General features: G+C 70.1%; 11 protein-coding genes. All 11 read left to right on the top strand.

Translation table 11 applies throughout. The annotated features are described in order from the left end of the window. Positions 1-40: 40 nt before the first annotated feature. Positions 41-973 carry a sigma-70 family RNA polymerase sigma factor gene (locus AB0O28_RS25420; protein ID WP_363644210.1) on the top strand — a complete coding sequence of 311 codons (933 nt, stop codon included), beginning with the start codon at positions 41-43 and terminating at the stop codon, positions 971-973. Between the two features lie 333 nt (positions 974-1,306). After that, positions 1,307-2,623: an ammonium transporter gene (locus AB0O28_RS25415; RefSeq protein WP_363644208.1), complete on the top strand. Its 1,317-nt coding sequence runs from the start codon at positions 1,307-1,309 to the stop codon at positions 2,621-2,623. Beyond that, positions 2,620-2,958, top strand: coding sequence for a P-II family nitrogen regulator (locus AB0O28_RS25410; protein WP_030510869.1), 339 nt, complete (start codon positions 2,620-2,622; stop codon positions 2,956-2,958). Before AB0O28_RS25415 ends, AB0O28_RS25410 begins: the two co-directional genes overlap by 4 nt. Before the next feature lie 4 nt (positions 2,959-2,962). Further along, positions 2,963-5,284 carry a [protein-PII] uridylyltransferase gene (locus tag AB0O28_RS25405; RefSeq protein ID WP_363644206.1) on the top strand — a complete coding sequence of 774 codons (2,322 nt, stop codon included), beginning with the start codon at positions 2,963-2,965 and terminating at the stop codon, positions 5,282-5,284. A 230-nt stretch (positions 5,285-5,514) separates the two neighbouring features. After that, positions 5,515-8,907 (top strand): nitrate- and nitrite sensing domain-containing protein, encoded by a 3,393-nt coding sequence (locus AB0O28_RS25400; protein WP_363644204.1) that lies wholly within the window; start codon positions 5,515-5,517, stop codon positions 8,905-8,907. A 5-nt stretch (positions 8,908-8,912) separates the two neighbouring features. Then, the gene (locus tag AB0O28_RS25395) at positions 8,913-9,323 is read left to right on the top strand and encodes a roadblock/LC7 domain-containing protein (RefSeq protein WP_363644566.1); all 411 of its coding nucleotides are present in this window, start codon (positions 8,913-8,915) and stop codon (positions 9,321-9,323) included. Positions 9,324-9,338: 15 nt separating this feature from the next. Continuing rightward, complete coding sequence (locus AB0O28_RS25390) at positions 9,339-9,698, top strand: DUF742 domain-containing protein (protein WP_030510865.1); 360 nt, start codon at positions 9,339-9,341, stop codon at positions 9,696-9,698. A 28-nt stretch (positions 9,699-9,726) separates the two neighbouring features. Further along, a complete protein-coding gene (locus tag AB0O28_RS25385) occupies positions 9,727-10,266 on the top strand; it encodes an ATP/GTP-binding protein (protein WP_363644202.1) in 540 nt (179 codons plus the stop codon). Positions 10,267-10,529: 263 nt separating this feature from the next. Beyond that, a complete protein-coding gene (locus tag AB0O28_RS25380) occupies positions 10,530-11,648 on the top strand; it encodes a spermidine/putrescine ABC transporter substrate-binding protein (protein WP_363644200.1) in 1,119 nt (372 codons plus the stop codon). 20 nt (positions 11,649-11,668) lie between these two features. Continuing rightward, positions 11,669-12,955: a glycosyltransferase gene (locus AB0O28_RS25375; RefSeq protein WP_363644198.1), complete on the top strand. Its 1,287-nt coding sequence runs from the start codon at positions 11,669-11,671 to the stop codon at positions 12,953-12,955. A gap of 269 nt (positions 12,956-13,224) precedes the next feature. Continuing rightward, positions 13,225-14,489: nitrate- and nitrite sensing domain-containing protein (locus AB0O28_RS25370; RefSeq protein ID WP_363644196.1), on the top strand; the 1,265-nt coding region annotated here is incomplete at its 3' end.

Raw genomic sequence — 14,489 nt, 5'->3', positions numbered from 1 at the left:
ACATAATGCATATCGCGGCGGCGGAACGAGGTGCCATCGGATGGCGACGGGGAATCGGACGCAGGAACAGCACGTCTCTGACCGGGATCTGCTGGGGACGTATCTGGCCGAGATCGGCCGCGTCCCGCTGCTGACCGCGGAGCAGGAGGTCGAGCTGGCCAAGCGCATCGAGGCGGGGTTGTTCGCCGAGCAGCTGCTCGACAGCGGACGGACCGAGCCGAAGATCGCGGACGCGACCGACGAGGAGCTGGAGCGCATCGCGATCTCGGGGCAGCGGGCGAAGGACGAGTTCATCCAGGCCAACCTGCGCCTTGTGGTGGCGGTCGCCAGGAAGTACTCCGGACGGGGGATGCCGCTGATCGACCTGGTGCAGGAGGGCAACCTCGGGCTGGTCCGCGCGGTGGAGAAGTTCGACTACCGCCGGGGGTACAAGTTCTCGACCTACGCGACCTGGTGGATCCGGCAGTCGGTGGGCCGCTCGATCCACGAGCAGGCGCGGCCGGTGCGGCTGCCCACCCACGCCGGTGAGCAGATGACGCGGCTGATGCGGGTGCGCAGGGACATGCTGGCGGAGTTCGACGCCGAGCCGACCGACGCCGACCTCGCCGCGGTGCTCGACCTGCCGATCGAGCGGGTGCAGGAGCTGCGCCGCTGGGCCTCCGATCCGGTCTCCCTCCAGCTCGGCGTGGGCGACGAGGACGAGACCGAGCTCGGTGACATGATCGCCGACGAGACGTGGGCGGACCCCGAGCAGCAGGCCATGGCCACGCTGGACAAGGAACGGCTGGAGCAGTGGCTGACCGGCCTGGACGGCCAGATGCGCGAGATGCTGCGCTGGCGGTACGGCCTGGTGGACGGCCGCGAGCACACCCTCACCGAGGTGGGGGAGCGTTACGGCATCGGCCGTGACCGCGCCAGGCGCATCGAGCGCGACGCGCTGACGCGGCTGCGCAAGATGGCCACGGCCGCGTAATCGCGAGTCCCGGCCGGAGGGCCGGGGCCACGGGCCGTCACGACGGCTCCGAGGCGGCCGCGACGCCCGCCCACGCGGTGCCCGCAGGCCCGCCCTCGACGACGCGCACCCGTTGCGGGTGCGCGTTTCGTCGTTCTGAGCACGTCCGAAACCGGCCCGAAACACGTCGGCGGTGAGTTTCACACATGTGAAACACGCATGGTCGTGGGCTGAAACGGCGGAAGAACACGCTGTCGCCAACGTCAGTGCGCCAGCCGGCCGATGGTGACCCCGAGCGGAGCCACTGAGGGAGTGATAACCGGCCACACGCCAATTGTAAGGAGGGCCGCGTCGGTGAAGATCGATACCGGCACCACCGCCTGGATGATCACGGCCACCGCACTGGTGCTGCTGATGACGCCCGGGCTCGCGTTCTTCTACGGGGGCATGACCAGGGCGAAGAGCGTCCTGAACATGATGATGATGTCGTTCGTCAGCATCATCACCGTCACCATGGCCTGGGTGCTGTACGGGCACTCGCTGGCCTTCGACGCCTTCGGCGACGGGGACAACTGGGTCAACAAGCTCATCGGCGGCGGGGACGCCCTGGGCCTGCAGAGCCTCATCGACACGACCACCAAGGACGACGGCACCGGTATGCCGAGCCTGGTGTTCTCGGCCTTCCAGCTCACCTTCGCCATCATCACCGTGGCCCTCATCAGCGGCGCCATCGCCGACCGGGCGAAGTTCGGCGCGTGGGTCGTCTTCGGCCTCGCCTGGGCGACGCTCGTCTACTTCCCGGTCGCCCACTGGGTGTGGGGCGGCGGCTGGCTGGCGAACCTCGGCATCGAGGACTTCGCGGGCGGCACGGTCGTCCACGTGAACGCGGGCGCCGCCGGCCTCGCGCTCGCGTTCGTGCTGGGCAAGCGCACCGGGTGGCGCAAGGACCCGATGCGCCCGCACAACCTCACCCTGGTGCTGCTCGGCGTGGGCCTGCTGTGGTTCGGCTGGTTCGGCTTCAACGCGGGCTCCGAACTCGCCGTGGACGGCACCGCCGGTCTCGCGTTCATGAACACCCAGGTCGCCACGGCGGCCGCCGCCGGCGCCTGGATCCTCGTGGAGAAGCTGCGCGACGGCCACTCCACCACCCTCGGCGTCGCCTCCGGCGCGGTCGCCGGCCTTGTCGCCATCACCCCCGCCTGCGGCTTCGTGGACCCGTGGGCGGCGCTCGTGCTCGGCCTCGTCGCCGGCGCGGTCTGCGCGTACGCGGTGGGCCTGAAGTATCGCCTCGGCTTCGACGACTCGCTCGACGTGGTCGGCGTGCACCTGGTCGGCGGCGCGATCGGCGCGGTCTCGCTCGGCATCATCGCCCGCTACCCCTTCGCGGACGGCCAGAACCAGGGCCTCATCTACGGCGGCCCGATCTCCCAGCTCGGCGTGCAGGCCCTCGGCCCTGTCGCGGTCGGCCTCTACTCCTTCATCATGGCGTACGTCATCGGCAAGATCATCGATAAGACGATGGGCTTCCGGATCAACCAGGAGGACGAGGTGACCGGCATCGACATCACCACCCACGCCGAGACGGGGTACGACCTCGGCACCGTCCACTCCTCGGGAGTGGCCTCCGTCAACGGGCCCGTGCCCGCGCCTGCGAAGAAGGTCGACGCATGAAACTCATCACCGCAGTCATCAAGCCGTTCAAACTGGACGACGTGAAGGCCGCACTGGAACAGTTCGGCATCAAGGGCATGACGGTCTCGGAGGCCAGCGGTTACGGCCGTCAGCGCGGCCACACCGAGGTCTACCGCGGCGCCGAGTACCAGGTCGACCTGGTGCCCAAGGTCCGGGTCGAGGTGCTCGCCGAGGAGGACGACGCCGAGGACGTCATCGACGTCATCGTCAAGGCGGCGCAGACCGGCAAGATCGGCGACGGCAAGGTCTGGTCGGTCCCCGTGGACACGGTCGTCCGGGTCCGCACCGGGGAGCGCGGGCCGGAGGCGCTGTAAGCGGATGATGAGAGGGGAGGCGCGCTCGTTCGCCGCGGCCCGCAAGGACCGGGCCGCGGACATCGACAGATGGCTCACCGATCTGTTCCGCACGGCGGCCACGAGGCCGTACGCGCGGGAGGGGGGATCGGGAGGGAAGGGCGGCTTCCCCCACGAGAGCGGCCCCGCCGCCTCCCAGGGGATCGGCGCCAACGGGAGCGGCGGGGTCGCCCTGGTCGCGGTCGGCAGCCTGGGGCGGGGCGAACTCGCCCCGGGCAGCGACCTCGACCTGGTCCTGCTCCACAACGGCCGTGACGACGTGGCCAGGATCGCCGACCGCATCTGGTACCCCATCTGGGACTCCGGAATCGGCCTCGACCACTCGGTCCGTACAGTGGACGAAGCGGTCAAGGTCGCCAGGGAGGACCTCAAGGCCGTGCTGGGCCTGATTCAGGCGCGGCACGTTGCGGGGGACCCGGAGCTGACCAGGGCCGCGCGGGAGGCGGTGCTCGCCGAGTGGCGCGCCGACTCCCGGCGCAGGCTGGCGGAACTGCGCGCGTCGGCGGACAAACGCGCCGACTCCGGCGGCGAGCTGGCCTTCCTGCTCGAACCCGATCTCAAGGACGCCAGGGGCGGGCTGCGTGACGTGCAGGCCATGCAGGCGGTGGCCGCCGCGTGGGTCGCCTCGGCCCCGGGCCCGCGGGTCCGCGAGGCGTACGAACTGCTGCTGGACATCAGGCACGGGCTGCACCTCGTCACCGCCCGTGGCACCGACCGCCTGGTGCTCCAGGAACAGGACGCGGTCGCCGGCACGCTGGGCCTGCTGGACGCCGAGGCGCTGATGCGCCGCCTGGCCGAGGCGGGCCGGACCATCTCCCACGCTTTCGACGCCACCTGGCGAACGGTCGACCGGCTGCTCACCGGCCCCGCGCCCCGGGGGCGCAGGCCGCTCGCCGACGGTGTCGTGGAGCACGGCGGCGAGGTCGTGCTGGCCCGCGGCGCCACCCCGCGCACCGACCCCACGCTCGTGCTGCGCGCGGCCGCGGCCGCCGCGGAGGCCGGGCTGCCGCTCGCGCCCGCGACGGTCGCCGCGCTGGCCGCCCAGTCGCCGCCGCTGCCCGTGCCGTGGCCCCCGGAGGCCCGCGGCGCGCTGGTCGCCCTGCTCGGCGCGGGACGGGCCGCCGTACCGGTCTGGGAGGAGCTCGACCAGGCCGGGGTGCTCATGAAGCTCATTCCCGACTGGGAGCGCGTACGTCACCGTCCCCAGCGCAACCCCGTCCACCGCTACACGGTGGACCGGCACCTCATCGAGACCGCGGCCGGGGCCGCCGCCTTCACGCGCGAGGTGTCCCGCCCCGACCTGTTGCTGATCTCGGCGCTCCTGCACGACGTCGGCAAGGGCTGGCCGGGCGACCACTCCACCACGGGCGAGATCGTCGCCAGGGACATCGGCACCCGGATGGGCCTGCCCCCGGCCGACGTGGAGATCCTCGCGACCGTGGTGCGGCACCATCTGCTGCTGCCGGAGACCGCCACCCGGCGCGACCTGGACGACCCGGTCACCATCTCCAGGGTCGCGGAGGCCGTCGGGTCCAGGGAGGTGCTCGAACTGCTGTCCGCGCTGGCGGTGGCCGACGGCAACGCCACCGGCCCGGCCGCGTGGAACTCGTGGAAGGCGTCCCTGGTCGCCGACCTGGTCCGCCGAGTGCGGTCGGTGCTGTCCGGCACGCCGCCCGCGCCCGCGCCCGCGCTCTCCCCCGAGCAGGCGGCGCTCGCCCGGCACGGCGGCGGCGCCGTACGCGTGAACGGGAGCGCGGTCACCGTGGTGGCGCCCGACCGGCCGGGCCTGCTGTGGCGGGCGGCCGGGGTGCTCGCGGCGCACCGCATGGCGGTGCGCTCCGCCTCCGCCGCGTCCGCCGGGTCGACGGCCGTCATCGAGTTCGTCGTCGTCCCCGAGTACGGCACGCCGCCCGACCCCGCGACGCTGGAAGCCGACCTGCGCCTCGTCCTGGCCGGACGGCTCGACATCGAGCAGCGGCTGGCCCGGCGGGCCAGGTCGATGCGGCCGTCCCGGGTGCCGGTCGCGCCGCCCCGGGTCACTCTGGTGGACGACGCGTCCACCACGGCGAGCGTGGTGGAGGTACGGGCACACGACCGGCCCGGCCTGCTGTGGCGGATCGGCCGCGCGTTCGGCGAGTGCGGGCTTGACGTGCGCGCGGCGCGTGTGGAGACTCTGGGCGCGGAAGCGGTGGATGTCTTCTATGTAGCGGATCGCACCGGCCGTCCCATCCACGATGAGCAGCAGCGTATGCAGGTGCGGGAGCATGTGCTCGCCGCCCTCAGGTGAGCTGGGTCACGATCCTCACCTCTTGGTAACAATTGGGGTGCTGCAAGAGGGGTAGTGCCGCTGGCAATCGTGACCTTGTGGTCGAATTGTCCCCGCTTATATAGCTGTGTCACTTCATGCTGTCCAGACGCGTGAAGACAGGCCGAACGATGGCGGGGCCGGTGAGCATGGAGCAGTCGAATACCGATAACCGCAGGCGGCGGAGTCGTCTCTCGCCGCGCAACTGGCGGGTGCCCACACGCCTGACCGCGCTGATCGTCGCTCCGACCCTCATCGCCGTGGTGCTCGCCGGTGTCCGTGTCGTGGGCTCGATCGACAGCCTGACGGCCTACCAGCGGACCAGGTCGGCGGCGGAGTACTCCGTGCATCTGCGGGATCTGGCCGAACAGCTGGCACTCGAACGCGACCTGTTCGTCTGGGGCGGCACCAGCAGGCGAAAGTTCAACATCGACGGGGAGACCGAGGTGACCCGCGCCCAGCAGCGCGCGGCGGTCGACCCGCTGATCCAGCAGGTGAAGGCCGACCTCAAGGACCTCGACGCGGACTACGGCACGCGCGCGGTGGAGCAGTCGCAGCAGCTCATGAGCCGCATCTCGAGCCTGGCGGGCATCCGCGAGAACGGCGCGCCGGAGGACTACAGCGCGCTGATCGCCAACATCCTGCGCCTGCAGGACGAGCTGGGCAACAACGACGACAACGCCACGATCGTCGGCAACATCCGCGCACTCAACGCTCTCGCCCACGCCAAGGAGGAGGCGGCCCTGCAGCGGGCCATCCTCACGCGTGAGCTGCTGGAGCGCGACCAGACCTTCACCACGTTCGAACTGCAGGACTTCCTGGCCTCGCAATCCCGTCAGCAGAGCTACCTGGCGACGTTCTACACCGAGGCCCCGCCGGCCGAGGCGAGCCGCCTGGTCACCCTCTTCGGCGACAAGAACGTGGTCAACAGCGAGCTGACCAAGTCGTGGGCGCTCACGCTGGGCCTGCAGAACCAGTCCCTCAGCCGCTATCGGGCCAGGGACAGGACGGCCCAGCAGTGGTTCCAGGACAGCACGAAGGCGATCGAGCAGATGGCGGCCGTCGAGGGCCGCGTGTCGGGGCTCGTGCAGGACCGCTCCCGCGAGCTGCAGTCGGCCGAGCAGCGCAACGCCCTCATCGCCGGCGGCCTGATCCTCGCACTCCTCGTGCTGGTGCTCGCCACGACCGTGCTCATCGCGCGGTCGATGGTGCGGCCGCTGCGCCGCCTGCGGGCCGAGGCGCTCGACATCGCCGGCCGGAGACTGCCGGAGATCGTGCGTCAGATGCGCGAGTCCGAGGACCCCGGGCGCGAGTCCCACGTGCAGCCGATCGCGGTCGACAGCACCGACGAGATCGGCGAGGTGGCGCAGGCGTTCGACGAGGTCCACACGCAGGCCGTGCGCCTGGCCGCCGAGGAGTCCCGCCTGCGCGCCAACGTCAACGCGATGTTCGTGAACCTGTCGCGCCGTACGCAGACGCTGGTGGAGCGGCAGATCTCGCTGATCGACGGCCTGGAGCGGGGCGAGGAGGACGGCCGGCGCCTGGCCGACCTGTTCAAGCTGGACCACCTGGCCACGCGCATGCGCCGCAACAGTGAGAACCTCCTGGTCCTCGCCGGGCACGAGCCGCCGCGCAAGCGCAGCCAGCCCGCCCGGCTGGTCGACGTGGTCCGCGCGTCGCTGTCGGAGGTCGAGGACTACGAGCGGGTCGTCGTCCGGATCCCCCGCACCATCGCGATCGCCGGGCACGCCGCCAACGACGTCGTCCACCTGCTGGCCGAGCTGGTCGAGAACGCCATCGCCTTCTCGCCGCGCAACACCAAGGTCGTCGTCTCCAGCAGCCCCGTCGAGGGCGGCGCCGTGATGCTCGGCGTCACCGACGCGGGCATCGGCATGTCGCAGGAGGAGCTCGCGGAGATCAACCGGCGTCTCGCGGAGCCGCCCACGATCGACGTGTCCGTGTCCCGCCGGATGGGCCTGTTCGTGGTCGGCCGTCTGGCGTTGCGTCACGGCATCCGGGTGCAGCTGCGCCGGGGCGACGGCGCCGGCGTCATCGCGATGGTGCTGTTCCCCGCCCAACTCGTCTCCAACGCCGACCAGCCCCACATGCCGCGCCCCTCCGTTCCGGCCGGGCAGACGGCGGCCGGGCTGCCGACGCGGCAGGCGTTCGCCGACCCGGACCCGCTCGGCCCGGCGCAGGGGAGCGGTTCGTTCGAGTCCTGGAGCTCCGGTAACGGCGCGGCGGGCGGCGGCGCCGGGTCCCCCAGTCCCTCGGCCGGCACCGGAAGCGGGCCCGGCGTCAACGGGACCGGCGGACTCGGAGCGGGTGGACTCGGAGTAGGTGGACTCGGGGCGAGCGGCAGCGGCGGGTTCAGCGCGTTCGGCGCGCCGCCGGGAGAGGCACCGGCCGCGGCCGCGGCGAACCCGTTCACCGAAGGCGCGTTCACCGAGCACTCGGGACCGCATCCGATGCCGGACGCGCCCGAAAGGGCGGCGGGCGACACCCGCCGCCCGGCGTTCGGCGAACCGTCCGAGCCTTCGTGGCCCCCGGCGCCCGCCGGGCCCTCGGCGTCCGCGCGGCACGGAGCGGGGAGCGGAAGCGGAGAGGACCGCTCGGAGCACTCGTGGCCGTCGCTGCCCACCGGGCCGACGGGGCTGCCGCAGCGGGGCGTGCCCACCGGGCCCACATCCTTCTCTCCGCCCGGCACCGGTCCTGACGCGTTCCCTCAGCCGGGGTCCGCGCCGGACACGGGTCCGACGGCGTTCTCCCCGTCCGGCACCGGGCCGAGCGCGTTCACCCCGTCGAGCACAGGCCCGACGGCGTTTCCGCCGCCGAGTCCCCCGTCGAGCACGGGACCGGGCGCGTTCACCCCGTCCGGCACCGGGCCGACGGCGTTCTCCCCGTCGAGCACGGGACCGAGCGCGTTCACCCCGTCAAGCACAGGCCCGACGGCCTTCTCGCCGTCCGGTACGGGTCCGATCGCTTTCCCCGGTGCGACGCCGGCCGCGGGAACGGGGCAGGCCGGTGGCGCGGGGGCCTACGCAGGCGAGGGCGTGGCGTCGTCGACCGGGCCGCTGCCGTCGGTCGAGGAATCGCCGCTGGAGCGGGGCGACGAGTTCCTGCCGATTTTCGCTTCGGTCGAGTCGGCCTGGTTCCGGCGTCCGTCGGACGACGATTCACAGGCGGCTTCCGCGGCGCGGACCGGCACCGAGGCGGGCACGGAGAAAGACGGCGAGAGCACCGGGGAGATCGCGAGGGTGTCCGCTTCCGCCCCGGCTTCCGGGCCGGCCGCCCCACAGGAGCAGGGCGCGGACCCAGGCGGGTGGCGGTCGCGGGCCGACAGCGGCTTCCAGGCCGCGGCGAGCGCGCGGGACCCCCTACTGGGCGGCGTGACCGCGGCGGGCTTGCCGAAGCGCACGCCGAAGGCCAACCTGGTGCCCGGTTCCGTGGGCGCGGACGGCCCCGCCGCGGCCCCGCGCCCCCCGGTCTCCGCCGAGGCGGTGCGCAACCGCCTGTCCAGCTTCCAGCAGGGTGTCAGGCGAGGCCGGGCCCAGGCGGCCGGAGGTCTCGCCGAAGGCTCGGGTAAAGAGGAGGAGGGCTCGTGACTGAGTTGAGCGTGGAAGCACGCAGGTTCGACTGGCTGATCACCGAGTTCGTCGGCAGCACGCCTGGCGTGGCGCACGCGGTGGTGGTGTCGTCGGACGGCCTGCGGCTGGCCCAATCGGACGGCTTTCCGCCTGACCGCGCCGACCAGCTCGCGGCGGTCGCCGCCGGCCTGCTCAGCCTCACCGTCGGCGCCGCGCGGGTGTTCGAGGGGGGCTCGGTGACGCAGACCGTCGTCGAGATGCAGCGGGGACTGCTGCTCGTGATGGCGATCAGCGACGGCTCCTGCCTGGCCGTCCTCGCCGCGCCGGACTGCGACATGGGCCTGGTGGCCTATCAGATGACCCTGCTCGTCGAGCGGGCGGGTCAGGTGCTCACCCCGGCGCTGCGTGCCGAGCTCCAGACGTCGCGGCGATGACCATGGGAGAGGGCCATGCGTGATCGTGACGGGACAGAGGACGAGCCTCTGTTCCGTCCGTACGCCGTCACCGGTGGCCGATCCGAGCCGCGTTACCACATGGCGATGGAAACCCTCGTATCATCGGTGACCTTGAAGAGCAATGACTATTCCCTGCTCAGTCCCGAGCAGGAATCGATCATGATGCTATGTCGTTCCGTACGATCGGTCGCGGAGATCTCGGCACTGCTCCGGGTCCCGCTCGGCGTGGCCCGCGTGCTCATCGCCGACATGGCCGACGAGGGTCTGGTCCGCCTGCACATGCCGCAGCTGAACCAGGGACAGCCAGACCTCAACCTGCTCGAAAGGGTGCTCAGTGGACTACGCAGGCTCTAGCCGTGGTCTTACCTCGACGAAGATCGTCGTGGCGGGTGGGTTCGGCGTCGGGAAGACGACCTTCGTCGGTGCCGTCTCCGAGATCCTGCCGCTGACGACCGAGGCCGTGATGACCGACGCCAGCGCGGGCATCGACGACCTCGGGCTCACGCCGAACAAGACGACCACGACGGTCGCCATGGACTTCGGCCGGCTCTCGCTCGACCAGGACCTCATCCTCTACCTGTTCGGCACGCCGGGTCAGCACCGCTTCTGGTTCATGTGGGACGACCTCGTCCGCGGCGCCATCGGTGCGGTCGTGCTCGTCGACAGCCGAAGGCTCGCCGACTGCTTCCCGGCGATCGACTACTTCGAGGAGGCCCAGCTGCCCTTCCTGGTCGCGATGAACGGCTGGGAGGGGCAGTTCCTCCATTCGGAGGAGGAGGTCCGTGAGGCGCTGTCGCTGCCCCCGCACGTCCCGGTCGTCCGTACGGACGCGCGCTCGCGTGATGCCGTGAAGTCCACGCTCATCAGCCTGGTCGAGTACGTGCTGACCGTGCGTGCCGCCTATGGGGGCCGGGCCTACTGAGGACCGGGCCTGTAGGGTCCCGGCCGTTCGGAATCGCCGGACGGCCGGGCTGCCGGCGACTCGACGACGGCCCCCGGTGCGCGTCGAGCCGCCCGAAGATGCCCGGCTTCCGCGGTGCCGATTCACGGAGATTTCCGCGAGCTTGGGCGTACTGCCGATATCGGGCAGCTCATGATCTATGCTGATGTCCACTCCGAAAACCCCCTATCCCCGTTTGACTGCTGCTCGCAGGTTCAGGGATGAATCCAAAGGAAGTTGAGGCCATGCCTCAAAACCGGCATATCCGGCATGTATCTACAGTTCTGGCCGCCGGTCTCGCTCTGACGCTCGCTGGATGCTCTGGCGGCACAGGGGCGACCGAGGCGGCCCCCGTAGCGGCGGCGGCCACGCTCGACCCCAACGCGGACCTCACCAAACAGAACCTGACCATCACCATCTGGGACGGATACAGCCCGAAGGACCTGCCGCAGCGGGTGAAGGCGAAGCTCGGCTTCGACCTCAAGGTGACGCTCCACGACACCAACGAGGACGCGCTGTCCAAGATTCACAGCAGTGCCGGCAAAGAGATCGACGTCGCCTTCGTGTCGGGGCAGTACGCGCAGGCGCTCAACGAGGCCGGCTTGCTCGAGCCCCTTCACCCCGAGCTCATCCCGAACCTCGCCAACCTCTACCCCGAAGCGGCCAACCTCTCCTACGACAAGGGCAACAGGTTCTCGGTGCCGTACACGTGGGGGACGACCGGGCTGTGCTACCGCAGCGACCTGGTGAAGACCGAGCCGACGAGCTGGAAGGACCTGCTCAGTCCGCCCCCCGCGCTGCGCGGGAAGGTCACGATGATGACCACGGAGCGCTGGCTCGCCCTGCCGGCCCTCAAGTACCTCCGCTACTCCATCAACACCTCCGACGACGCGCAGCTCAAGAAGGCCAAGGACCTGCTGGTCAAGGCGAAGAAGAACCTACTGGGCTACGACGACACCACGTTCGGCGACCGGCTGAAGTCCGGAGAGGCAGCCATCGTCGAGGCCTGGGACGGCTGGTGCCCGACGTCGGAGAAGAACATCAAGTTCGTGGTGCCGAAGGAGGGCAGTGACCTCTGGGCCGACACGATGGTGATTCTGAAGAGCTCCAAGCACAAGGAAGCGGCGCACGCCTTCATCAACTACATCCTCGACCCGGAGATCCACGGGTGGATGGCCGCCAACATCCTCTACAAGGTCCCCAACAAGGCGGCCATGGACAAGGTCGACCCCGCCCTGCTCGCCCAGAACCCGCCGCTGAAGATGACCCCCGCGGACCTGCTTCAGGGTGAGTCGATCATCGACCTCGGTCAGGACTCGGCGAAGTTCACGCGCCTGGCGAACGAGGTCGCGGGCAAGCGGTGACATCTTTACAGGGAGTGGACATGACCGAGCATCCGTTGACGATCTTGTTCATGCCGGAGAGCGCCTATGGGCCGACGAACAACTGCGTCGGCATCGGCGACGTTCTGCGCCGCCGCGGTCACCGCGTGGTGTTCGCCGCGGAGGCGTCGTGGAAGGGCAAGCTTTCGGCGCTGGGCTTCGAGGAGGACCTGGTCGACCTGGCGCCGCCGGCGCCGGAAGAGGACGGGGCGGAGCAGGACGCGGGGCAGTTCTGGAAGGACTTCATCCGCGATACGGCGCCGGAGTATCGCAAGAGCACCCTGGACCAGCTGGAGACGGTGATCAAGCCGATCTGGGAGGCGTTGATCGACGGGGCCAAGTACTGCGAGCCGCAGTTGAAGGCCATCATCGAGCGGGTGCGGCCGGACGTGATCGTGGAGGACAACGTGATCACGTTCCCGGCGCTGGTGACGGCGGGTGTCCCGTTCGTACGGATCGTCTCGTGCAACCCGCTGGAGGTGCAGGGCCCGGGCGTGGCCCCGCCGTTCTCCGGCCTGCCGGCCGACGGCACCGGCTGGGCGGAGTTCCGGGCGGAGTACGACCGGACCCACCGTGAGATGTGGGAGGCGTTCAACGCCTGGGTGGTGGAGCAGGGGGCTCCGGCGTTGCCGGAGTTGGAGTTCATCCACGACGGAGACGCCAACCTGTACGTGTATCCGGAGGCGTTGGACTACACCGGGCAGCGTCCGTTGGACGAGACGTGGACGCGGCTGGACTCGTCGGTGCGGGAGACCGATGAGGAGTTCGCCCTGCCCGACATCCCGGGGGAGGGCAGGCTGGTCTACTTCTCCCTCGGCTCGCTGGGCTCCGCGGATGTGGGGTTGATGCGGCGGGTGATCGATGTGCTTGCTCGGACGCCGCATCGCTACATCGTGTCGAAGGGCCCGCTGCACGAGGAGATCGAGCTGGCCCCCAACATGTGGGGCGCGGAGTTCGTCCCGCAGACGAAGATCATCCCGTTGGTCGACCTGGTGATCACGCACGGCGGCAACAACACGACGACGGAAGCGATGCATTTCGGTAAGCCGATGATCGTGCTTCCGTTGTTCTGGGATCAGTACGACAACGCGCAGCGGGTGCAGGAGACGGGGTTCGGTGTCCGGTTGGACACCTACGGGTTCGCGGATGAGGAGCTGGCCGAAGCGATCGACCGGCTGCTCGGCGACGACGAGTCGCGGGCCCGGGTAGAGGAGGCGGGGCAGGAGATCCGCCAGCGGGACGGTCTGCGTCTGGCCGCCGACGTCATCGAGAAGATCGCCGCCAAGTGAGGTGTCCTTTACCGCCGCTGCTGGCCGTATTTAGGGCGCATTCCACCAAAATGTACTATTCGCCGATCGAGTAATGGTGTGCTCCAATTGCCATCGCTTCGTGAAATCTCCCACAGCACAGGGGTCACCGAAGCCACAGATCGGCAGGACGGCAACAAGGCCGAGAGGTTGCGAAAGCAGTGAGGACGCACGACCAGCAAGATGGTCGAGTTCAGGGAGAGCCGGAGTCCGCGGCTCCGGAGGTCTCGCCACGTGCGGGCGCCTCGTTCATGCGGCTGGGCAACTGGCGGGTGCGCTCCCGGCTGATCGCCCTGATCCTGTTGCCGACCGTGGTCGGCGTGCTGTTCGCCGGTGTCCAGCTCACCCAGGCGATCGGTACGGCGGCCGAGTACCGGCGTCTGACCGAGGTGGCCGGTCTCGTCGACGAGCTCGACGACCTCACGCACAAGGTCGCGCGTGAGCGGAACTACACGGCCTGGTACATCGCGGACCACCGCCGGCCGTCCAGGCGCGGCACGGTCACCGAGCAGCAGAGCCAGGTCGACGCGGCCAGCGGCAAAGTGCTGGCCTCGCTGGCCACCCTCGACGCGTCCCAGCCGCTGCGCGTCCGCACCCAGGTGGCCGAGATCAAAAGATGGCTCCAGGGGCTGAAAGGCCTCCGGAAGCTGATCGATGACAGCGAGGTGGCGCCGCGAGCCGCGCTCGGCATGTACACCCGAATGATCGCGGCCCTCTCGTCGCTGCACGAGGACGTGGGGACCACCGGCAACGACGAACGACTCTTCGCCGCCAGCCGCGCGCTCGACGCCCTGAACAAGGCGAAGGAGGAGCAGTCCAGGCAGCAGGGCATCCTCACGGTCGCGCTCGTCGAGGGCAAGCTCGACTACGACGACCTCGCGGACTTCCTCGGATCCGGGAAGACCCAGGACACCCAGCTCGCCAGTTTCCAGTCCGAGGCGTCTGCTTCCGATGCCCAGTTCTACAAGCAGACAGTGCGCGGCCTGCAGGTCGAGAAAGCGGACTCCCTGCGAGCCGGGGCACTGGCCCAGCTGCGCGAGTACCGGGCGATCCGGGACCTCGACCGGACCAATCCGGGCAACGACGTCCGCCTGTGGTTCGACACCACGGGTACGGAGATCGACCGGATGCGGAAGGTCGAGGATCGGATCGCCGGTTCCGTGGTCGCACAGGCTCAGGCACTGGAGGCGACCGAGCGGCAACGGGCCATCGTCTCCGGTGTCGCCATCGTGGCGCTGCTGGTCGTGGTCCTCCTGATCACCGCCGTCGTCGCGAGCTCGCTCACCCGGCCCCTGCGCCGCCTGCGTAGTGAGGCGCTGGAGATCGCCGGTCAGCGACTGCCGGACACCGTCCAACGGCTGCGCGATTCCGGCGAGATGTCGGAGACGACCAATATCCCGCCCATCGGTGTCACATCGAAGGACGAGATCGGTGAAGTGGCGCGGGCGTTCGATGAGGTGCATCGGGAGGCTGTGCGGCTGGCGGGTGACGAGGCGCGGTTGCGTAGCAATGTCAA

The organism is Microbispora sp. NPDC088329, from assembly GCF_040685655.1.
GTDB lineage: Bacteria > Actinomycetota > Actinomycetes > Streptosporangiales > Streptosporangiaceae > Microbispora.
The sequence above is the reverse complement of the archived record's forward strand: the minus strand, read 5'-3'. Positions and strand labels throughout refer to the sequence as shown.

Coding starts and splice junctions, on each gene's coding strand:
- AB0O28_RS25380 (WP_363644200.1), top strand. CDS start 10,530: ATGCCTCAAAACCGGCATATCCGGCATGTATCTACAGTTCTGGCCGCC.
- AB0O28_RS25375 (WP_363644198.1), top strand. CDS start 11,669: ATGACCGAGCATCCGTTGACGATCTTGTTCATGCCGGAGAGCGCCTAT.
- AB0O28_RS25390 (WP_030510865.1), top strand. CDS start 9,339: ATGCGTGATCGTGACGGGACAGAGGACGAGCCTCTGTTCCGTCCGTAC.
- AB0O28_RS25405 (WP_363644206.1), top strand. CDS start 2,963: ATGATGAGAGGGGAGGCGCGCTCGTTCGCCGCGGCCCGCAAGGACCGG.
- AB0O28_RS25410 (WP_030510869.1), top strand. CDS start 2,620: ATGAAACTCATCACCGCAGTCATCAAGCCGTTCAAACTGGACGACGTG.
- AB0O28_RS25420 (WP_363644210.1), top strand. CDS start 41: ATGGCGACGGGGAATCGGACGCAGGAACAGCACGTCTCTGACCGGGAT.